Source organism: Leptolyngbya sp. UWPOB_LEPTO1 (genome assembly GCF_017302695.1).
In the GTDB taxonomy this organism is placed as follows: Bacteria; Cyanobacteriota; Cyanobacteriia; order Leptolyngbyales; family Leptolyngbyaceae; genus Leptolyngbya; species Leptolyngbya boryana.
On record NZ_JAFLCJ010000017.1, the window covers coordinates 22,652 to 42,922 of the forward strand.

Here is a 20,271-nt window from a genome sequence, read left to right on the forward strand (position 1 = left end):
TTTGGGATAGTTTGTTATGCCTGCGATCCAGTATCAGCTTCATCCAAAACCTGATTCTAAAGATCTTTATCAATTTCTTCTCAGGTGTAAACAATCTACTCATCAAGGCGTTGCGAGTATTTCGATTAATGTTGAAGAAATTGATTTACTGGCTGTTCTCAATAGTTTTGTAAAGCCAGATCAAAAGCATTTCTATTTTGAGAATCATGGTGCAGTTTTAGCGTTTGATACTGCACTACAGTTTGAAGCCGAAGGCAGCGATCGCTTTTCTCAAATCAAATCATTTATCGAAACAACAAGGGAAAAATCCTATCAAATCGGTGATTTAGACTCCGAATTTTCTGGTATTCATTTTTTCTGTAATTTTTCATTTTTTGATCAGACGAGCGATCACCTATTTCCTGCTGCAAGTGTTTTCGTTCCGGCTTGGCAAATTTCTCGCAACAAAGGTCGATCGACGATCGTTGCCAATCTAGAAATCTCAGAATCCTTCGATCCAGCAACCGCGACAGACGAAGTTTTAAGCACGATTCAGCGAATTTGCAATGTTAAAGTGATTCGCCTTGCCCTTGATATTCCCAAACCTTTTTTCAATCAAAATCCTGTTTCAGACCGCTTTCAAAAATCCGTCACGGCTGCATTGAAGCTGATTCAATCCAAGCATTTTCAAAAAATCGTTTTAGCTGATGCGTTAGATATCACTTCACCGTTGCCTTTTAATTTAGTTTCATCCTTAAGCAATTTACGATCGCGCTATCCAAATTGTTATGTTTTCTCGGCAAGTAACGGCAAAGGTGCAACGTTTATCGGTGCGACTCCAGAGCGCCTTGTCAAAATCGAGAACGATCGCTTATTTACGGTTGCTCTCGCTGGCTCAGTTCCCCGCGGCAAAACTCGTGCCGAAGATGCTCGTCTCTCAGCGACTTTACTCAGCCGCCAAAAGGAAAAACATGAACATCAAGTGGTGATTGACTCGATCGCACAACATCTGAGAAATTTAGGACTCACGCCCCAATTTTCACCTCCAAGCCTCTTACAACTCCCAAACATTCAGCATTTACAAACTCCGATTCGTGCCACGATTCCATCCGATTTACATCTCTTAGATGCGGTCGCCGAATTACACCCAACTCCAGCCGTCGCAGGCGCACCGAAGCTAATTGCGTGTGAGCATTTGAAATCATTCGAGCCATTTGAGCGATCGTGGTATGCGGCTCCGATTGGTTGGATGGATCATCATGGCAATGGCGAATTTGCAGTTGGAATCCGGTCTTGCATTTTGCAAGGAAATCAAGCTCGACTCTTCGCAGGCGCGGGAATTGTGGCAGGATCAGATCCAGAGAAGGAATTCGCTGAAGTTCAACTCAAACTGCAAGCCTTGTTGAATGCCCTGACATGAACACTCCTTTGAGCAAACTCCCACCTTTGGAAAACGGCGATCGCTTATCCCGCCCAGAATTCGAGCGACGATACAGCGCTGATCCCCGAATCAAAAAAGCTGAACTCATCGAAGGAATTGTATACGTGGCTTCTCCCTTACGATTTGAACCTCATGCTGAACCTCATAGCGATCTGAATGGGTGGTTGTATAACTACAAAATTCTGACTCCTGGCGTTCGGCTTGGCGATACTCCTACAGTGCGGCTGGATCTCGATAACGAACCTCAACCTGATTTGATTCTATTTATTGATCAAATTTGTGGTGGTAAAGTTACGATCGAGACAGATCGCTATCTCTCCGGTGCGCCTGAACTGATCGTCGAGATTGCAGCTAGTAGTGCTTCGATCGAGACTGGAACGAAGAAACAAGTCTATCGTCGAAATGGCGTGCAAGAGTACATTGTTTGGCAATCTTTTGAAAACAAATTGGACTGGTTTGAATTGATAGATGCGGAGTATCAGCCAATTTTGCTAGATGAACAAGGAGTCATGCGATCGCGAGTTTTTCCTGGACTATGGCTCAAAGCTGATGCCCTTTTAAGCGGAGATAGGCTTGCAGTTGTTCAAACCGTTCAAGCTGGTGTGCAATCTCCAGAACATCAAGCCTTTGTAGAAGCACTGCGATCGAGATGAACTTAGATTTTCGGAATATCAATACCTTGTGGGCATCGGTGCTCGTTGAGACATTAGCTCGATCGGGATTAAAAACAGCAATTATCTGTCCCGGTTCTCGATCGACTCCTCTAACGGTTGCTTTTGCTAGACATCCAGACATTGAAGCGATTCCGATTTTAGATGAGCGATCGGCTTCTTTTTTCGCTTTAGGAATTGCTCGAAGAACGCATCAGCCTGTTGTTTTAGTCTGTACTTCTGGATCGGCAGGAGCTAACTTTTTTCCTGCTGTAGTCGAAGCAAGAGAAAGTAGAGTTCCTTTACTAATCTTGACCGCAGATCGCCCACCCGAATTGAGAAATTGCAATGCGGGGCAAGCGATCGATCAGCAAAAACTCTTCGGCTCATTCACAAATTTCTACACTGAAATTGCAATTCCAGAACTATTACTTCTTTCCTATTTACGCCAGACCGTTCTGAATGCGATCGAGCAAACTCAATATCCGATCGCGGGCGTGGTGCATTTGAACATGCCCTTCCGAGAACCCTTAGCACCGATTGAACAATCAGGAATGCCGTCTCAAGTACCTGCTAATTTCTTCGAGCATATTTCCAACTCAAAGTCCCCCAAACTTGGGGGATTTAGGGGGCTTCCCGACAACTTTGCTACCCAAAGAGGCATCATTATTGCAGGAGTCTCTCAGCCTGAAGATCCAAAGCAATATTGCCAAGCGATCGCACATCTCTCAAAATCTCTCTCCATGCCCGTTTTTGCGGAAGCGCTCTCTCCACTTCGGAACTACGCAAGCTTCAATCCGTATCTGATTTCAACTTACGACACCATTCTCAGAAACAAAGAACTCGCGAAAGCTCTTGCGCCTGAAGTTGTCATCCGAATTGGCGAAATGCCAACTAGTAAAGAGGTGCGACTCTGGCTTGAGCAAATTCAACCCTTGCAATACGTCCTTGATCCGAGCGATCGCAGTCTTGATCCGCTTCACAGCAGAACCATTCACATTCGTTTGTCGATCGAAGATCTCCAATCCGTTCAAACTCTACCCGTCACCGACTTTCTCAAAGATTGGCTCGCAGCAGAATCTAAAATGCGTCAAATCATTGACCAAAGCCTTGCTGAAGAGACGACCTTATTTGAGGGCAAATCTGCTTGGCTTCTGTCTCAAACGCTTCCGCCTGATATTCCTCTTTTTATTGCGAGCAGTATGCCTGTGCGCGATGCTGAATTCTTCTGGAAGCCTGGAGATTCGAGAATTCAACCCTTTTTCAACCGAGGCGCGAACGGTATTGATGGCACGCTGTCTACTGCCTTGGGAATTGCTCATCATCAGAGTGCCGTGATGCTCACTGGAGATTTAGCGCTCCTACATGATACGAATGGATTTTTAATTCGATCTCATTTCAAAGGACATTTAACGATCGTGCTGATCAATAACAACGGTGGCGGAATCTTCGGAATGCTTCCGATTGCACCGTTTGATCCGCCGTTTGAAGAATTTTTTGCAACGCCTCAAAACATAGATTTCTCTAAACTCTGTCAAACATACGACGTAAAACATGAAATCATCGAAACTTGGGATCAATTGCGCGATCGCTTAAATCCTCTCCCACCTGATGGTATTCGAGTTCTAGAACTCAGAACCGATCGCCATCACGATGCCAACTGGCGCAAAACCAAACTAAAACACTTTGCGAATTTACTATGACTCTGGACTGGACACCTGTTAAAGACTACGAAGATATCCTCTATCACAAAGCCGACGGCATCGCCAAAATCACCATCAATCGCCCTCACAAACGCAACGCTTTCCGCCCTAAAACGATCGTCGAACTCTACGACGCATTTGCCAATGCCCGCGAAGATTCCCGCATTGGAGTGATCCTCTTCACAGGCGCAGGACCTCACACTGATGGCAAATATGCCTTCTGTTCTGGTGGAGATCAAAGCGTTCGCGGTCATGCAGGCTATGTTGACGAAGCAGGCGTACCGAGATTAAATGTTCTCGACTTACAGCGCTTGATTCGATCGATGCCAAAAGCGATCATTGCTTTGGTTGCGGGATATGCAATCGGCGGTGGTCATGTCTTGCATTTGCTCTGTGATTTGACGATCGCGGCTGATAATGCAGTTTTTGGTCAAACAGGGCCAAAAGTGGGCAGCTTCGATGGTGGATTTGGCGCAAGCTACATGGCTCGAATTGTAGGACAGAAAAAAGCTCGCGAAATCTGGTACCTCTGCCGTCAATACAATGCTCAAGAAGCTCTAGACATGGGACTCGTCAATACTGTTGTCCCCGTTGAACAACTTGAAGCAGAAGGGATTCAGTGGGCACAGGAAATTTTGGAGAAAAGCCCGATCGCGATTCGCTGCCTGAAAGCTGCCTTAAATGCTGACTGTGACGGACAAGCTGGACTTCAAGAACTCGCTGGAAACGCAACGATGCTCTACTACATGACCGAAGAAGGCTCCGAAGGCAAACAAGCTTTTCTAGAAAAACGCAAACCTGACTTTCGCAAATATCCCTGGCTACCTTAAGCAATTCTCACCGTGATTTCAGGCATTGGTACTCAAGGTTTACAGTAGTATCCGTGCCTGCTGTAGAAATGTTGATGTCGTCTCCTCGACCAGAAACTGAAGCTAGCTATCGTTCCCAATTATCCACCGCAGACAGTTTTGAATTCTAACCAATCATCTCTTTGCGAGCGGTGTGTGTTGAGGCTTATGCCGCAGCAGTTTGTAACTGATCAGCAAGCTTAGTAATTTCATCGCGCATCGTAAGTTTTCTAAGCCAATCGATCGGGATACCCGATTCTCCGTAATACGCTCCAGCAACTTGCCCACAAATAGCAGCGGTTGTATCTGCATCATCGCCCAAGTTAGTCGCTGTAAGGATTGCTTGTTCATAAGTTTCTGTTGTCCAGAAACACCAAAGTGCAGCTTCTAAACTCTCGACAACATATCCTGTGCCACGTATATCATTGACTTGTTTACTTTGATACTCCCCACGAGCAATCGATTGAATGGATGGAGATGTAATTGTTTCTCGATTATTCCCAAAAAGAATCTCTGTTTTGCTAGCTCCTGAGAGTGCGCGGAACAGGATGTCTCCAAACAAACGACTTGCCTCAATACACTCTGGTGCACCATGTGTTGTTCGAGAACTCTCACCGGAAAAATGTAGAATGCGATCGCGGTCTGAGAAATAAAACATAGGGATAGGTGCAAGTCTCATCAAACACCCATTTCCGGCAGACCGTGGACTCGTGGAACCGCTAAATGGATTGCCAGAGGTTTTGTATTGATGTAAGGCTTGACAGACTGTGTTACCAATGTCAAAGCAGTCACCAGTACTGCTCAGATAACCGTTCTCATACCAATTGCAGTAACGATGCATTTGATCGATCGCATCAAATGCACCAACCTCGACGAGACTAGTCGCCAGGCATAACGCCATTGATGTATCGTCAGTCCATTGACCAGGCTTGAGGTTAAATGGGCCTCCGCCGACCATATCTGTTACAGGAGAGAAAGAGCCACGACGCTGAAATTCAACCGTTGTGCCTACAGCATCGCCTGCAGCTAGTCCTAACAGACACCCTCGAAATCGTTCTGATCGATTCATAGAAATTTACTGTGTTTTATAGTCTGCGACCAGACTCATATCTGATGATTCTAACCGAGAGATTTAATTTCATATCCCTACTGGTTACCTCGTGCTGGATCGAGATCGCAGTTTCTAGCCCATGTAGAGATCATGCTCGTTTTTTGAATCAGAGCTTATCTACAATGAGAAGAGAATGAGCTTAGAAGTCTAATGGCAAAAGATCGATTTCATCAAGTTGTAAGAACTGCCCTAGAAAAGGAAGGGTGGAACATTACAGATGATCCTTACGAGATCAATGTGGATGATGTCGATTTTGAAATTGATTTAGCTGCCGAACAACTCCTTGCCGCAGAACGAGAAGGACAAAAGATTGCAGTAGAAGTCAAAAGTTTCATCAGTCCATCCAATGTTGGAGAGTTTCATACTGCTTTGGGGCAGTTTCTGAATTATCGGGACGCACTGACACAAATTGAACCCGATCGACGGCTTTACCTTGCGGTACGCGAGCCAGTTTACACCACTTTCTTTCAGAGAAAATTTATCGTTTCAGCAGTTGAACGGTATCAACTTCGCTTGGTAATTTATGACGTACAACAGGAGGTCTTTACACAATGGCTGTAGAGCAATATCGCCAATACATTCGTCAGTTACTTTCTGAACGTCGATCGCGTGCTTCTCGACCTCGAAATGCTCAGGAGTACGAAGTCCAAACTTTATTTGATACAGAACAGGATCACTATCAACTGCTCTATGTGGGTTGGCGGGGTACACGTCGAGATTTTGGCTGCATTCTACATCTAGATATTAAAGATGGAAAGATTTGGATTCAGCATGATGGAACAGAGGAAGGAATTGCAAATCGACTGGTCGAGCTAGGTGTTCCAAAGCAAGATATCATCCTGGCGTTTCATGAACCTGAAATTCGTCAATATACGGATTTTGGAACAGGTGAGGCTGTGGCTTAAGAGACTCTCTCGTTTTCATCAGCTACAGCCACAAAGATGTTGCTTTCCGCACTTCTCAACTTCCGATTCCTAAAAGCCCTTGCGATTGCAATAAATTAATAAAAAAGGTCGATCCTAAGACCGACCTCAACTCGATTAATCCTCAGCAAAGATGTACTTATAAAGTTCACTCGGATCAGGTTCAGGACTCTCTAACCCAAACTTCACCGCATCCTCGACAACAGCTTGTACCTTCTTCTCGATGTCCTTCAATTCCGACTGCGTCACCAAACTCTGCTCAATCAGATAAGCCGAAAGCTTCTTCAACGGATCACGCGCTAACCAAGCTTCTTTCTCTTCTTTCGATCGCAGTTCATCCGGATCAGCCAGCGAGTGTCCTCTAAATCGATATGTCAAACACTCAATCAAAGTCGGCCCTTCTCCAGCCCGTGCCCGTCTCACCGCTTCTTGAGCCACGCCCCGAACCGCTAGCACATCCATGCCATCGACTTCGTAACCCGGCATCCCAAAGACACTCGCCTTTTTGTAAATCTCAGTCTGAGAACTGGCTCGATCGTGTGCCATGCCGATCGCCCACTTATTATTCTCGACCACAAAAATAATCGGCAACTTCCACAACGCTGCCATATTCAGACATTCAAAGAACTGACCATTATTCGTTGTGCCATCGCCGAAAAAGCAAGCCGTAACCTGATCGGCACTCTCATCGCCCATCACTTCGCGCCGATATTTCGACTGGAATGCTGCTCCAGTCGCGACGGGAATCCCTTCTCCGATAAATGCAAATCCGCCGAGTAATCGATGCTCTGCTGAAAACAAGTGCATCGAACCGCCCCGACCCTTACTACAGCCCGTCGCCTTGCCAAACAGCTCCGCCATCACCTCGCGAGCCGGAACTCCGCAGCTGAGTGCATGAACGTGATCCCGGTATGTACTACAGACATAGTCCTCACTCTGGCGCATCGCTCGGATTACACCCGTCGAAACCGCCTCTTGTCCGTTATATAAGTGAACGAACCCGAACATCTTGCCGCGATAGTACATTTCGGCGCACTTATCTTCAAAGAAGCGACCGAGAACCATATCTTCATATAGCATCAAGCCTTCCTCGCGAGTCACTTGCGCGGGAACGGTCTGGAATGCGGGAAATGCTCTTTCTTGAACCATGAGAATCCATTAACCTCGCTGCAATACTCGACCCGAAAGTAATTGAAAACTGCGCCTAAGATTGCGCGCCATTCTGAATAATCTAATCTAAAATACCTTCCTGATGTATCAAAGATCAAATGCTCAAACCGGAAACGTATCAGACACAGAGGCAGATTTTAACAAATTTCAAGAATTATTTAACTTGAAGTGGTTCCATCTCTCTATAGATGAGATTATTGTTAGGATCACCTTTTAAAGTTACGCACCCGGAAGCTACCGACTTTGCATCTACAGGGTATGATGGCTGTCAACTTGAACGTCATCTTCTCAATCTTTACTCGATACCACTGCTGGGGACGTGAACCGTGCGTATACCGCTCGACTACTACCGAATTTTAGGTCTGCCGATGCAAGCGACGGCAGACCAACTGAAGCAAGCTCATCGCGATCGCACTTTACAACTCCCGCGCCGCGAGTACTCGGAAGCTGCCATTGCCACGCGCCGCAGCCTTTTAGATCAAGCTTATGCGGTGTTGTCTGATCCAGAGCAGCGTAAACAAGTAGACGAAACGCTACTCAGTACTCAGTACGAATCAGACAGCGATGCGATCACGATCGAGATTGACGATCAGCAACTCATTGGTGGATTGCTGATTCTCCAAGAGCTGGGTGAATATGAATTAGTTCTGAAGATCGGTCGTCCTTACCTCAGTAGCGGAACCGCAACGATTAAAGATGGGCGCTTTGGTGATCCCCGGATTGTATTGTCGGATATTGTATTGACGATCGCGCTTGCGTGTCTCGAACTGGGTCGGGAGCAATGGCAACAAGGACAGTATGAAAGTGCCGCCGAAGCGCTGGAAACTGGGCAAGAATTGCTGTTACGAGAAGGCTTATTTGCGGGAGTGCGGGGTGAGATTCAGTCTGATTTGTATAAACTGCGACCCTACCGGATTTTGGAACTCTTAGCGCTGCCGGAAAGTGAGGCGAACGATCGTCAGCACGGGTTGCGCTTACTGAAAGACATGCTGCGAGAACGGGGCGGCATTGATGGAACCGGAAACGATCAGTCTGGGTTAAGCATTGATGACTTTTTGCGGTTTATTCAACAATTGCGCGGTTACTTGAGCGCGGAAGAACAACAAGCCCTGTTTGAAGAAGAATCGCGTCGTCCTTCAGCTGTCGCAACTTATCTAGCCGTATACTCGCTGTTAGCCAGAGGATTTGCTGAGCATCAGCCTGCCTTGATTCGCCGTGCCAAAGGGATGTTATCGCGGCTAGGCAGTCGGCAAGATGTCCATTTAGAGCAATCGGTCTGTGCCTTACTGCTCGGTCAAACTGAAGAAGCGAGCCGAGTCCTCGAACTGTCTCAAGAATATGAGCCGCTCGCCTTTATTCGTGAAAATTCCCAGGGTGCTCCGGATCTATTGCCCGGATTGTGCCTTTATTCTGAACGGTGGCTTCAAGATGAAGTCTTTCCCCATTTCCGCGATCTAGCGAAACGCGAAGCCTTGCTGAAAGAGTATTTTGCAGATGAGCAAGTGCAAGCTTATCTCGAAGAACTGCCCGCAGACGGTGAAGTTGTGGCGGATTGGTCTTTAGGAGAGCGCGGACTCCATCGCGAATTGATCTCAAGCGTTAGCCGCAATGGTCGATCGCGCAGTCAAACCTTCGTGACTGAAGAGAACTTGGGGGGCTATCGTTCTGCAACGGCAACGCTGACCGCTGAAACCGCTCCGCTGCCTGCGGCGGAAAGGTCTGCAAAACTTGGTTCAAATGGCGCAAGAACAAAGCCGCGATCGGAACGTCCTCGAAATGGTCGTCCTCGTCCGGCTCAAGCGCGCTTTCAAGCACCGGATCACGATGAACCCACTGCACCTCCTAGAGAAAGCCGTCGATCGCGCTGGTTGCTCCTTTTACTGGGAGTGGCGATGGCGATGGGGTTAGGGTTCCTGATGATTCGCGCACTCAGAGCCATTCTAAGTCCTGGCGCTCCGGCAGTTGATCCGCTGCTCGTACAGCTTGATCAGCCCATTGTGAACTTAAAACCCGCAGAACAGCCCGTTTCACTCACGGGAGAGATGAATGTCGCTCTGGCACAAACCGCGATCGAAACTTGGCTCAACGCAAAAAAAGCGGCAATGGGAAGCAATCATGACCCTAGCAAACTGACGCAAGTTTTAGCCGAGCCGAAGCTTGCAGAATGGCAACGTGCATCTGACGAAGCAAAACGCGAAAACCAGCACATTGAATACGATCATGCGGTGAAAGTAGACACGGTAGAGGTCAGCCCGACTGATCCGACTCAAGCGATCGCTAAAGCAACAGTGACAGAAGTTCGTAAATATTTTTCGCCGGGTCAGCCTGCCGAGACTCAGACCGATCGCGATATGACAGTCAGCTACACCCTTGTTCGTCAAGACAATCAGTGGAGAATTAAAACCTGGCAGTAATTTTTTGCCAAAAATGTCTCTCTTCTGACTGTACTAATTCCTTTCATGATCCGTTACGATAGCCATGGGAGTAGCGCCCAGTGGCGGAAAGGGCATGATCGGAAGTTTGGTTCACGCTTACACCCCCTTAATCCTTTGGACAGGGGTGGGAGCATTGTTGTTTCGTTTTTTACCAGAATCGTTTCCAAGATTCTTAGGTCGAAGTCTTTACTGGGTCGGTGTTCCTTGGCAGATCTTTGCCCTGGTACGAGAAACAGATTTTTCATCCAATATTGGGATTGTTCCCGCAGTGACGATCGCCACCCTCGGCACAGGGTTAACGATCGCGTGGCTTGCTTTGCGAATTTTGATTTGGCTCAAAACTCAAGTCAAACCCGCTTGGCTCGATAAAATTGAACCCTGGTTTCCGCCGCTTGACCGCGCTTCTCAAGGGACATTTGTGATCGCAGCGACGATCGGCAATACTGGGTTTGTTGGGTTAGGACTTATTCCGGCTTTGATTGGCGATGGAGATCTCAGTTGGGCTGTATTTTTTAGCGTGACGCAAAATCTTGTGGGAACCTTTGGCGTTGGCGTTTTAGTCGCGAGTCACTATGGGCGATCGGAAACTCAAAGTACGCCTTTAACCTTGCTGCGTGACATTTTGACGGTTCCGACGTTATGGGCATTTGCGGCTGCTTATTTTACTCAGTCGATCGCATTTCCCAACTGGGCAGAAACGCTCTGCCAATCGTCGTTATTGTTTGTGATTCCTGCTTCTTTCCTGCTGATGGGGATGCGCTTGATTCAACTGAATGGAATTGATAGTCTGAAAGCAGCGGCTGTCCCGGTTGCCTTGAAAGCAGTCATTTTGCCAAGTTTAGTTGCGATCGCCGTTACCTTATTAGGACTGAATCACGATGCCCGGCTATCGTTAATCATCATGGCAGGCGTTCCCAGTGCCTTTGCCAGCTTGATTTTGGCAGAAGAGTACAACTTAGATCACAACCTGGCAGCGAGTAGCATCGCCCTCAGTACGATCGCCATTCTGGTGACAATTCCGATCTGGCTGGTAATCAGTTATTAGAATCATAAAAAACTGTATAAATCCATACTAGATTCTGGATCAATGGTAGAATTTTGCCGACAAGTCGAGATGCACTTTATATGCCGACCCCGATTCTGACCGAATCCGCACCCATCTCACCCAAGCTTACGCTCGGACGCATTTTGGTTGTCGAAGACGAAGATTTAATTCGAGATACGATCGCGCTCACCCTTTCTGATGAAGGCTACGAAGTAACGACTGCTGTAGATGGGCAACAAGCATTAGCGCGATTACAAGCGGCGATGAATGCAGACCGTAGCAGCGAGACGGCTCTGCCTGACTTGATTATTTTGGATTTAATGCTGCCTTATATCAACGGATTAGATATTTGTCGTTGGATGCGACGCGAAGGCAGCAGCGTTCCCATTCTCATCCTCAGTGCCAAAGGCAGCGAGATGGATCGCGTTGTCGGACTCGAAGTCGGCGCGGATGACTATCTGACCAAGCCTTTTGGCATGCGGGAATTAGTCGCGCGCTGCCGTGCGCTCCTGCGTCGTCACCAGCAATTTCAGCCCGCTCAGACTGAGCCGACTCTGCAATATCAGGAAGTCACAATCTATCCGCAGGAATGCCGGGTGACCGTGCGTGGTGAAGTCGTGAACTTCTCTCCCAAAGAATTCAAACTACTCGAACTGTTTCTGCGTCACCCCAAACGAGTTTGGTCACGAGATCAACTGCTCGAAAAAATCTGGGGACACGATTTTATTGGGGAAAGTAAAACAGTTGATGTTCATATTCGTTGGATTAGAGAAAAGCTAGAAATTGATCCGAGTAATCCGCAGTATTTAATCACAGTCAGAGGCTTTGGGTATCGATTCGGTTAAGCTAGGAGTCATGAGCACAACGCTCATAGTGAACTCTCGCCCCCTGTTTTGCCTGTGTCTGTTTTCTGGTTTCTGGCTGGACTTGCGATCGGAATTCTGCCACTGACGATTTACCGGAGTCATCTTAGTTCTCGCATTGACCAGTTGGCAAAGACGCTGCCGCCGGATGAGGCAAGCGTGGACTTATCGATCATGTCTCGATTGTCCATGCGGCTTGCACATGATCAAGCTCAGACGGAACAACTCGAACGCAAACTGGAAGTTTGGAAGCAGATTCTTTACCTGGCTCCCATCGGCTACTTGCAAGTCGATGAAGAGAATCAGTTGATTTGGTGCAATTCTGCGGCTGTGCAACTGTTGGGGATCAATCAGGGCGATGACTATGCTCCACGGCTCTTGTTGGAGTTAGTGCGATCGTATGAACTGGATGCTCTGATCGAAAAAGCGCGGGAAAAAGGTCACCCCCATCAGCGCGAATGGCGATTTTATCCGGCTTCTGCCGATGCTGAAAACCTCTCTCAAGCGCGCTCAACTCCGCTGCGAGGGCTGGCTTTTCCACTTCAAGGTGGAGAAGTGGGTGTTTTCTTAGAAGACCGCCAAGAAGCGGTTACTCTATCGCAACAACGCGATCGCTGGACTTCTGATGTCGCCCATGAGCTTAAAACTCCCCTGACTTCGATTCGACTGGTTGCCGAAACCCTGCAATCTCGCATCGATCCCCCAAATCGTCAGTGGGTGGATCGCCTGCTCAATGAAACCTTGCGCTTAAGTCGTTTAGTTCAAGACTTGCTGGATCTGAGCCAACTGGATCTCAATCCGGCGCAGCGATTGAAGTTAAAGCAAACGGATCTCGTCACACTGATCAATGCTGCTTGGCAAAGCTTAGAACCGATCGCAAGTGAAAAACAAGTACAATTTTATTACAGTGGTCTAGCATCTGTGATCGTTCGCGCAGATGAGGCTCGAATGCACCGCGTTTTTCTCAACTTGCTGGATAACAGCCTCAAGTACAGCCCAAACAAAGGGATCATTCGGATCGAAACCAGTGTAAACGACCAATCAGTTTCCCCTCAGATTCAAGTCGATCTCGTTGATGCTGGCGCAGGATTTCCTGAAGACGCTATCCCTCATATCTTTGAACGCTTTTATCGAGCTGATCCTTCCCGAGTTCGTTCGACTCAAGGGCGAGAAGCAATGCAGCCAACCAGCGGCAGTGGTTTGGGACTTGCGATTGTCCGACAAATCATTGAAGCCCATCAAGGCACTGTGCGTGCACAAAACCATCCTGAAACGGGAGGGGCATGGGTACAAGTCATTCTGCCCTATGAGCGAACTTCATAAATACTTATCGCTAAGTCGCAGCGGATTACGAATTCCGAACGATTCAATTCTTCCGCCATTTTACTGAATACAGGCTGATGTAATATTTGTACATATTAGTTTTGATGCATATAGTTACGGTGATGTTTCGGTATTATTCCTCTTGCCCACTCTTGTCATGACCGAAAGAGTACAAAAAATTCTTTCACAATGGGGAATCGCCTCCCGACGGCAGGCGGAACAGATGATTCTCGAAGGACGAGTTCGGCTGAATGGCGCGATCGCCGAATTGGGACAAAAAGCTGACCCTGACCTAGACCAAGTCGAAGTCGATGGGCAAGTGATTTACCCCCAAGATCGCCCCGAATTTCTCTATTTACTCCTCAATAAACCTGTAGGAGTGGTCACGACCTGCCACGATCCGCAAGACCGCCGTACTGTTCTTGAGCTTCTCCCTGAAGACTTACGACAGGGGCAAGGTCTTCACCCGATAGGGCGGTTAGATGTAGAATCGACCGGAGCGCTTTTATTGACCAACGATGGCGCATTGACTCATTATCTGACTCATCCGCGCCATCACATTGCGAAAACCTATGATGTCGAAGTGGTGGGACAATTGTCTAGTTCCGCTCTGCGGCAATGGCGAGAAGGCATAATGTTAGACGATCGAAAGACTTTGCCTGCAACTGTGAACATTCTAAACCGGAATTCCTCTGGTACACTATTGCGAGTTGTCTTACGAGAAGGTCGAAATCGGCAAATTCGGCGCATTGCTGAGCAGTTAGGTTATCCTGTTGTTCGGCTTCACCGAATCGCGATTGGGGATGTTTTACTCCAGCCACCGAGCAAATCTACCTTGCGCCCAGGACAATATCGCTCACTCGAAAAGTTTGAAATTCGCTTGTTGAAGCAGGGAATGACCCTCCCAGAGAGGTTGCCAGCACAGATGAAGGAGCAGCGCAGATGAGACAGCAAACCCTCCAAACGAATCGAGAACAAGCCGAACGGCTCGCTGAATTGGGTGCTCGACTCCGCGATCGCCGTCAAGCACAAGAGATTCCCCTCGAACGGGTGGCAGGCACGACTTGTATTCAGCCCCGATTGTTACGTGCGATCGAACAGGGCAAGATTGACGAGTTGCCTGAGCCTGTTTATATCCATAGTTTTATCCGCCAATATGCCGATGCGATCGGGCTAAATGGTGTGCAATTTGCCAGCGAGTTTCCGACGACTGGTGTGATGGCACTCCCTCAGATCCGTGCGCCTTGGAGAAGTCTGCCCGGAGCACAGTTGCGCCCGGTGCATCTGTATCTGCTCTATCTGCTGCTGATTGTTGGGGCAGTGAATGGCTTATCGTATTTTCTCAATCGATCGGTTCAGTCGGCAGTGGCAACGATTGAGATGCAAAAGCCTCCCACGGTTCCGATGGGACCGATGTTCCCGGCGAAGCAGGAGACAGGGGCTAAGAAAGTTGCTCCATCTTCGAATAAGCCTGTGCGGGTTGGCATGACCTTGACTGCGGAGTCTTGGGTGCGAGTGACCGCAGATGACCAAGTTGCCTACGAAGGAGCGTTGCCGAAGGGGACGCAGCGGACTTGGACAGCAGACAAGCAGGTCGTGGTCACGGCAGGAGATGCAGGGAGCGTGATTGTTTCTTATAACGAGAGCGCGGGGCAGCCTTTAGGCTCACCGGGAGAGGTGGAAGAGAAAGTGTTTCCACCAACTCCGGCTATGGCAAATGCAAATCTGCCGTAGAGGGTAGAAAATTCGAGAGAAATGGGGTGAGTCTCGCCCCATTTTTTTTCGTCCCATGGTTTTTGGGAGTGGGGAGTGGGGGGTAGCAGGAGCTTTCGATCCCCTCTAGGCAAGCGTAGCGCCAAGATGTAAACTCAATCCGTTAAACGCCAATTGATTCTCATGTCTTTCCACGCAACTCTAGAGCAGATTATTTCAGTCCTTGAGGCATCTTTTCAGAATTTACCTGATCGGTCATGCACGGCAACTTCCATCACAACAGATAGCCGTGCTGTCAAACCGGGTGAAATCTTTCTGGCGTTACGAGGTGAAAAATTTGACGGACATGATTTTGTAGAATCTGAGATCGCGCAAGGGGCAATTGCCGCGATCGTGGATGCTCAATTTGATGCAGGTGATCTTCCTGTCCTGATCGTTCCAGATACCTTGGTTGCGTATCAAGCGATCGGGCATTGGTGGCGGACTCAATTTAAGATTCCAATTATTGCGATTACTGGGTCAGTTGGAAAGACGACGACAAAAGAATTGATTGCAGCAGTTTTATCGAAATACGGCAAAGTTCATAAGACGCAAGCAAATTACAACAATGAGATCGGAGTTCCGAAAACACTTTTGGAATTAAATCAAGATCATGATTTTGCAGTGATTGAAATGGGAATGAGAGCGCTCGGAGAAATTGCGCTGCTGTCTCAGATTGCAAGTCCTGATATTAGTGTGATTACCAATGTGGGAACAGCGCATATTGGAATTTTGGGATCGAGAGAAGCGATCGCTCAAGCCAAATGTGAGTTACTGGCTGAGATGCCGAAAGATTCAGTGGCAATTTTGAACTATGAAAATCCGCTTTTACTAGAAACAGCAAAAACAGTTTGGCAAGGCAAGTCCATCACTTACGGGCTGAGCGGTGGTGATGTGCAGGGACACTTGATCAATCCTGAAACTCTGAAAGTAGAGGATCTAGCGTTTCCTCTACCTTTGCTAGGAGAACACAATGCACTGAATTTTTTAGCAGCTTTGGCAGTGGTGAAAGCTTTGAATCTGGATGCATCGAAGCTGACCGAGGGAATTGAAGTTGATTTACCGAGCGGTCGAGCAAAACGCTATGAACTCTCAAACGATGTCGTCATTTTAGATGAGAGCTACAACGCTGGATTGGAGTCAATGCTAGCGTCTTTGAAATTGCTAGCACAGACCGAAGGAGAACGGAGAATTGCTGTGCTTGGAACCATGAAAGAACTGGGCGACTGGTCAATTCAATATCATCGGCAAGTTGGAGAACAAGTCAAGAATTTGAAACTCGATCGACTGTTGATTTTGGCTGATCCCGGGGAAGCTGAGGCAATGGCAACGGCAGCGGCTCCTGTTCTAGCCGAAAAGTTTGAAAATCACGAGGCAGTTGTTGCTCGACTGAATCAATTGATGCAATCAGGCGATCGCTTATTGTTTAAGGCTTCTAGAGCGGTAGGTCTCGATCGCGTCGTCGCTCAACTCCTCCCATAGGATCGACCTTCTCCTCCTTTGAGAAGACCCCCCCTCTCACCTGAGAAAGATGCTTAGAACCCGTACACTCAGCGATTCTAGCGTCAAAGGTAGTGTTTCAAAATTGCAGCCTCACTGACACAGATGTTGTGTTAGGCGAAGTCTGATGAGGGAATTTCTATGAGTCAAGTAACAAATTTAACATTGGAACTCGGTCAGAGTTTTCTGGCGCAGGTTCCGATCGACGGACGGGTGTCAACACCAGAGCAAGCTGCATTGGTGTTTTCAGGTCCTCGATTCTTTGTCGCTCTAATTTCAGGCATTGTATTAGCGTTTGCATTTCAATTACTGTTTACAAATCTTTCTGTCGCGGCTGGGATTTCGTATCTCGGACGATCTTCAGATGATGATGATCATCATGCTTCTGGCAATGGTGGCGGAACGATTCGCAAAATCGGATTCGCAGTGGGCATGTGGACGCTGATTACAGTGTCCATTTCATTGTTCATTGCTTGCTTATTAGCTGTGAAATTGAGCTTGTTGACCACTGCTAGTCTGGGTGCGATCATTGGTGTTGTCATCTGGGCTGCCTACTTTACCCTATTGGTTTGGGTCAGTTCGACGACAGTTGGATCATTGATCGGTTCTGTCGTTAATACGGCAACTTCAGGCTTCCAAGCGATCGTTGGAACTGCAACCGCAGCACTGGGAGCAAGAGCGGTGAATCAGCAGGTTGTTTCGACTGCTGAAGCCGCTGCCGCCGCCGTGCGACGAGAATTGGGATCTGGGCTTGATCCAGCAAGTGTGCGCGATTCATTAGAAGACTATCTAGAGCGGATTCGTCCGCAACAGTTGGATTTTCGCAATATTCGAGGCGAGTTGGAAAAGCTGGTGCATGACCCTGAACTCCAGAATATTGTGGGTACAGGATCGCCTGCTGATGTGATCGATCGATTGCGCAGTGTTGATCGCAATACGTTTGTGAATTTGATCAGCAACCGGACAGATCTCTCGAAAAGAGACGCGGCTCGATTGGTTGATCAATTAGATTCAGTTTGGAAAGACACGATCGGACGCTATCAACCTCGCCAAGACCCAACTCAAGAACTCGTTGAGTATCTGAAAACGGTTCAATCGGGGCAAGTCGATACGAATGAACTCAGTCGCCGCTTGGATCAACTGACTGAAGAAGTGCGCCGTCAAGGTCAAATCTTGCAGAACACTCAGCAAGATCAAGTTTCGGGAATGCGCGATACTTTATCTTCGTTGGCACAATCGAATAAAGCAGAGCAACCGAGCTTAGTTGATCGTGCGATGCAGTTCGGGTTCTCAACGTTGATGGGAACGGTCATGGGACGGACGGATCTCTCTGATCTCGATGTTGAAAAGATCATGGGACAGCTTCAAAGTGCAAGAGACAAGATTACTCAAGGCGCACAGAATGTCGCTGAGAAAGCAACTTCTGGCTTCAGTCCGATTAAAGCTGACGTTGAGAACTATCTGTTAAATAGCTATGCTTGGCACTTTAATCGTGAGACTTTAGAGACTGAATTTCGTGAAGTTCTCTATGATCCAGAAGCTGATCCGGCTGTGGTGAGACGCGAATTAGAACGCCTCAATCGTGGTGATTTTGTCAACCTGCTAACGCAACGCGGCGACTTACCTGTGGCACGAGTTGCGGAAATTGCCGATCAGCTTGAAGTCATTCGCTCAACTGTGCTGAGTACAGTTCAGCAGGCAGAAGAACAGTCCGAATCGACGGATCTCAGAAGTCGGGTTGAGCACTATCTGCGCAATACCAACAAAGATGAGTTGAATCCTGATGCGATCGAGCGTGAAGTTGCGCTTCTGCTCGATGATCCGGAAGCGGGTTATGACGCGCTGAGAACTCGGTTGAGCCATTTCGATCGCGATACTTTGGTGCAATTGCTCAGCCAGCGCCAAGATTTGACTCCTGAAGAAGCGGATAACATTGTGGGTCGATTTGAATCGACTCGCGATCGCGTGCTGAATTCTGCTCAAGACGTTCAGAACAGAGTGCGTTCTGAAGCAGAAGCCCTACGATTGAGAGTGGAATCTTACCTGCGCAATACAGATAAGAGCGAATTGAATCCTGAAGGCATCAAGCGCGATTTCCGATTGTTGCTCGATGATCCACAGGCTGGAGCTTCGGCACTACGAGGACGGTTAAGCCAGTTTGATCGCGATACCTTGGTGCAACTGCTCGGTCAGCGTCAAGACTTGACTCCTGAAGAAGCCGATCGCATCGTTCGCCAGCTTGAAGACGTTCGCCATAACATTCTTCATGCGCCTCAAATTGCCGTTAGTAAAGCGAAAGATCAAGTTGATAGTGTCACGACGACGATTGAAACTTATCTTCGTAATACGAATCTCTCTGAGCTTGATCCAGAAGGGATTAAGCGCGATTTGACGATCTTACTCAATGATCCGAAAACAGGCGCGTATCGCTTAGGTCGGCGATTATCGCAAGTGGATCGAGACACGATCGTCAAACTGCTTGCTCAGCGCCCTGATTTAACAGAAGAACAAGCAAACCGCATGGTCGATCAAGTTCAAACTTCGATTCGTAGCATCGTGCGTGCTCCTCGTCGCTTGGCTTCTCGAACTCAGCATCGCGTGCAAGACTTCCAATCGACCTTTGAGAACTATCTGCGGAACACGGACAAAGAAGAACTCAATCCTGATGGAATTAAGCGCGATTTAACGATTTTGCTGAGAGATCCGAGAACTGGATTCGGTCTGCTCGGAGATCGCTTATCTCACATCGATCGAGCAACGATGATTGCGTTGCTCGCGCAGCGTCAGGACATGACCGAGGAAGAAGCAAGCCGCGTGGTTGATCAAGTTCTCTCGGTTCGTGATCAATTCACCGCTCAAATTCAAGCGATTCAAACGCGGATTCAGAGCGTGATTGATGGCATTCTCAATCGCATTCGGGATTACCTGAATTCGATGGATCGCCCCGAATTGAACTATGACGGCATCAGCGATGATCTCCGCACCTTGTTCCACGATCCGAAGGCAGGTTTTGAGGCATTGCGCGATCGCTTAGGCAGCTTTAATCGCGATACGCTCGTCGCCTTGCTGTCTTCCCGCGATGACATTTCCGAAGCCGAGGCGAATCGGATTATCGATCGCGTTGAAAATACTCGGAATACGGTTTTACGCCGAGCTGAGCGGTTCCAGACCGAAGCTCAGATGCGGTTAGAAGAAGTGAAACGCCAAGCGAAAAAGCAGACCGAAGAAACCCGCAAAGCCGCAGAAACAGCAGCTTGGTGGTTGTTCGGCACAGCTCTTGTTTCAGCAGGTGCATCAGCCTTAGCAGGTGCGATCGCCGTTGGCATCTAAGTATTGAGATGAACTCTCTCTAATTAGCTCCTATCCCCAAATTGCCATCGCGCAGTTTGGGGATAGCTATAGATTCAGAGTTGAAATGGGTTCTCCAGTCCTAAATCAGATCGCTACATATCTTGACCCTACATTTCTCTGTAACCCTGCCATCAGTGCTAGGCTTAGTCATGCTTTCTTTTGATTAACCCTCAGTCA

Annotated in this window: 16 protein-coding genes; 14 read left to right on the plus strand and 2 right to left on the minus strand. The window is 48.0% G+C overall.

The window, feature by feature from the left end:
• The first annotated feature begins 16 nt into the window (after positions 1-16).
• From J0L70_RS22590 to menB, 4 genes are read left to right on the plus strand one after another with little or no spacing between them, the layout of a single operon-like run.
• A complete protein-coding gene (locus J0L70_RS22590) occupies positions 17-1,399 on the plus strand; it encodes an isochorismate synthase (protein ID WP_287455933.1) in 1,383 nt (460 codons plus the stop codon).
• On the plus strand, positions 1,396-2,073 hold the full coding sequence (locus J0L70_RS22595; protein ID WP_287455934.1) for a Uma2 family endonuclease: 678 nt from the start codon (positions 1,396-1,398) through the stop codon (positions 2,071-2,073). The genes J0L70_RS22590 and J0L70_RS22595 overlap by 4 nt, the downstream gene beginning before the upstream one ends.
• Entirely contained in the window at positions 2,070-3,773 is a 1,704-nt protein-coding gene (gene menD, locus J0L70_RS22600; RefSeq protein WP_287455935.1) for a 2-succinyl-5-enolpyruvyl-6-hydroxy-3-cyclohexene-1-carboxylic-acid synthase, read from the plus strand. The genes J0L70_RS22595 and menD overlap by 4 nt, the downstream gene beginning before the upstream one ends.
• Positions 3,770-4,603 (plus strand): 1,4-dihydroxy-2-naphthoyl-CoA synthase, encoded by an 834-nt coding sequence (gene menB / locus J0L70_RS22605; RefSeq protein WP_017285750.1) that lies wholly within the window; start codon positions 3,770-3,772, stop codon positions 4,601-4,603. The genes menD and menB overlap by 4 nt, the downstream gene beginning before the upstream one ends.
• 184 nt (positions 4,604-4,787) lie before the next feature.
• Here the strand turns inward: menB and J0L70_RS22610 are convergent, their stop codons facing one another.
• The gene (locus J0L70_RS22610) at positions 4,788-5,690 is read right to left on the minus strand and encodes an ADP-ribosylglycohydrolase family protein (RefSeq protein ID WP_017285749.1); all 903 of its coding nucleotides are present in this window, start codon (positions 5,688-5,690) and stop codon (positions 4,788-4,790) included.
• A gap of 192 nt (positions 5,691-5,882) precedes the next feature.
• On the opposite strand from J0L70_RS22610, the gene J0L70_RS22615 reads away from it, so the two are divergent.
• Together J0L70_RS22615 and J0L70_RS22620 are read left to right on the plus strand one after the other, a co-directional pair.
• The gene (locus J0L70_RS22615; protein ID WP_287455936.1) at positions 5,883-6,293 is read left to right on the plus strand and encodes a XisH family protein; all 411 of its coding nucleotides are present in this window, start codon (positions 5,883-5,885) and stop codon (positions 6,291-6,293) included.
• On the plus strand, positions 6,284-6,637 hold the full coding sequence (locus J0L70_RS22620; protein WP_017285747.1) for a XisI protein: 354 nt from the start codon (positions 6,284-6,286) through the stop codon (positions 6,635-6,637). Before J0L70_RS22615 ends, J0L70_RS22620 begins: the two co-directional genes overlap by 10 nt.
• A gap of 135 nt (positions 6,638-6,772) precedes the next feature.
• On the opposite strand, the gene pdhA is transcribed toward J0L70_RS22620, so the two are convergent.
• On the minus strand, positions 6,773-7,804 hold the full coding sequence (gene pdhA, locus J0L70_RS22625) for a pyruvate dehydrogenase (acetyl-transferring) E1 component subunit alpha (RefSeq protein WP_017285746.1): 1,032 nt from the start codon (positions 7,802-7,804) through the stop codon (positions 6,773-6,775).
• A 347-nt stretch (positions 7,805-8,151) separates the two neighbouring features.
• Between pdhA and J0L70_RS22630 the strand changes: the two genes are divergently transcribed.
• The 8 genes from J0L70_RS22630 (at position 8,152) to J0L70_RS22665 (ending at position 20,073) form a co-directional block, all read left to right on the plus strand.
• Positions 8,152-10,239: an IMS domain-containing protein gene (locus J0L70_RS22630; RefSeq protein ID WP_287455937.1), complete on the plus strand. Its 2,088-nt coding sequence runs from the start codon at positions 8,152-8,154 to the stop codon at positions 10,237-10,239.
• A 64-nt stretch (positions 10,240-10,303) separates the two neighbouring features.
• Entirely contained in the window at positions 10,304-11,305 is a 1,002-nt protein-coding gene (locus J0L70_RS22635) for an AEC family transporter (RefSeq protein WP_017285744.1), read from the plus strand.
• An 80-nt stretch (positions 11,306-11,385) separates the two neighbouring features.
• A complete protein-coding gene (locus J0L70_RS22640) occupies positions 11,386-12,150 on the plus strand; it encodes a response regulator transcription factor (RefSeq protein WP_017285743.1) in 765 nt (254 codons plus the stop codon).
• Positions 12,151-12,204: 54 nt separating this feature from the next.
• A complete protein-coding gene (locus J0L70_RS22645; protein WP_287455938.1) occupies positions 12,205-13,491 on the plus strand; it encodes a PAS domain-containing sensor histidine kinase in 1,287 nt (428 codons plus the stop codon).
• Positions 13,492-13,648: 157 nt separating this feature from the next.
• Positions 13,649-14,437, plus strand: a complete 789-nt coding sequence (locus tag J0L70_RS22650) for a pseudouridine synthase (protein WP_287455939.1) — start codon at positions 13,649-13,651, stop codon at positions 14,435-14,437.
• Positions 14,434-15,225 carry a helix-turn-helix domain-containing protein gene (locus J0L70_RS22655; RefSeq protein ID WP_190650962.1) on the plus strand — a complete coding sequence of 264 codons (792 nt, stop codon included), beginning with the start codon at positions 14,434-14,436 and terminating at the stop codon, positions 15,223-15,225. Before J0L70_RS22650 ends, J0L70_RS22655 begins: the two co-directional genes overlap by 4 nt.
• Positions 15,226-15,387: 162 nt before the next feature.
• Positions 15,388-16,725, plus strand: a complete 1,338-nt coding sequence (locus J0L70_RS22660) for a UDP-N-acetylmuramoyl-tripeptide--D-alanyl-D-alanine ligase (RefSeq protein WP_287455940.1) — start codon at positions 15,388-15,390, stop codon at positions 16,723-16,725.
• Between the two features lie 159 nt (positions 16,726-16,884).
• Complete coding sequence (locus J0L70_RS22665) at positions 16,885-20,073, plus strand: MFS transporter (protein ID WP_287455941.1); 3,189 nt, start codon at positions 16,885-16,887, stop codon at positions 20,071-20,073.
• The last annotated feature ends 198 nt before the right edge of the window (positions 20,074-20,271 follow it).

Bases quoted from the DNA above. Each gene is read 5' to 3' on its own strand.
- J0L70_RS22590 (WP_287455933.1), top strand. From the start codon at position 17: ATGCCTGCGATCCAGTATCAGCTTCATCCAAAACCTGATTCTAAAGAT.
- J0L70_RS22595 (WP_287455934.1), top strand. From the start codon at position 1,396: ATGAACACTCCTTTGAGCAAACTCCCACCTTTGGAAAACGGCGATCGC.
- menD (WP_287455935.1), top strand. From the start codon at position 2,070: ATGAACTTAGATTTTCGGAATATCAATACCTTGTGGGCATCGGTGCTC.
- menB (WP_017285750.1), top strand. From the start codon at position 3,770: ATGACTCTGGACTGGACACCTGTTAAAGACTACGAAGATATCCTCTAT.
- J0L70_RS22610 (WP_017285749.1), bottom strand. From the start codon at position 5,690: ATGAATCGATCAGAACGATTTCGAGGGTGTCTGTTAGGACTAGCTGCA.
- J0L70_RS22615 (WP_287455936.1), top strand. From the start codon at position 5,883: ATGGCAAAAGATCGATTTCATCAAGTTGTAAGAACTGCCCTAGAAAAG.
- J0L70_RS22620 (WP_017285747.1), top strand. From the start codon at position 6,284: ATGGCTGTAGAGCAATATCGCCAATACATTCGTCAGTTACTTTCTGAA.
- pdhA (WP_017285746.1), bottom strand. From the start codon at position 7,804: ATGGTTCAAGAAAGAGCATTTCCCGCATTCCAGACCGTTCCCGCGCAA.
- J0L70_RS22635 (WP_017285744.1), top strand. From the start codon at position 10,304: ATGGGAGTAGCGCCCAGTGGCGGAAAGGGCATGATCGGAAGTTTGGTT.
- J0L70_RS22640 (WP_017285743.1), top strand. From the start codon at position 11,386: ATGCCGACCCCGATTCTGACCGAATCCGCACCCATCTCACCCAAGCTT.
- J0L70_RS22650 (WP_287455939.1), top strand. From the start codon at position 13,649: ATGACCGAAAGAGTACAAAAAATTCTTTCACAATGGGGAATCGCCTCC.
- J0L70_RS22655 (WP_190650962.1), top strand. From the start codon at position 14,434: ATGAGACAGCAAACCCTCCAAACGAATCGAGAACAAGCCGAACGGCTC.
- J0L70_RS22660 (WP_287455940.1), top strand. From the start codon at position 15,388: ATGTCTTTCCACGCAACTCTAGAGCAGATTATTTCAGTCCTTGAGGCA.
- J0L70_RS22665 (WP_287455941.1), top strand. From the start codon at position 16,885: ATGAGTCAAGTAACAAATTTAACATTGGAACTCGGTCAGAGTTTTCTG.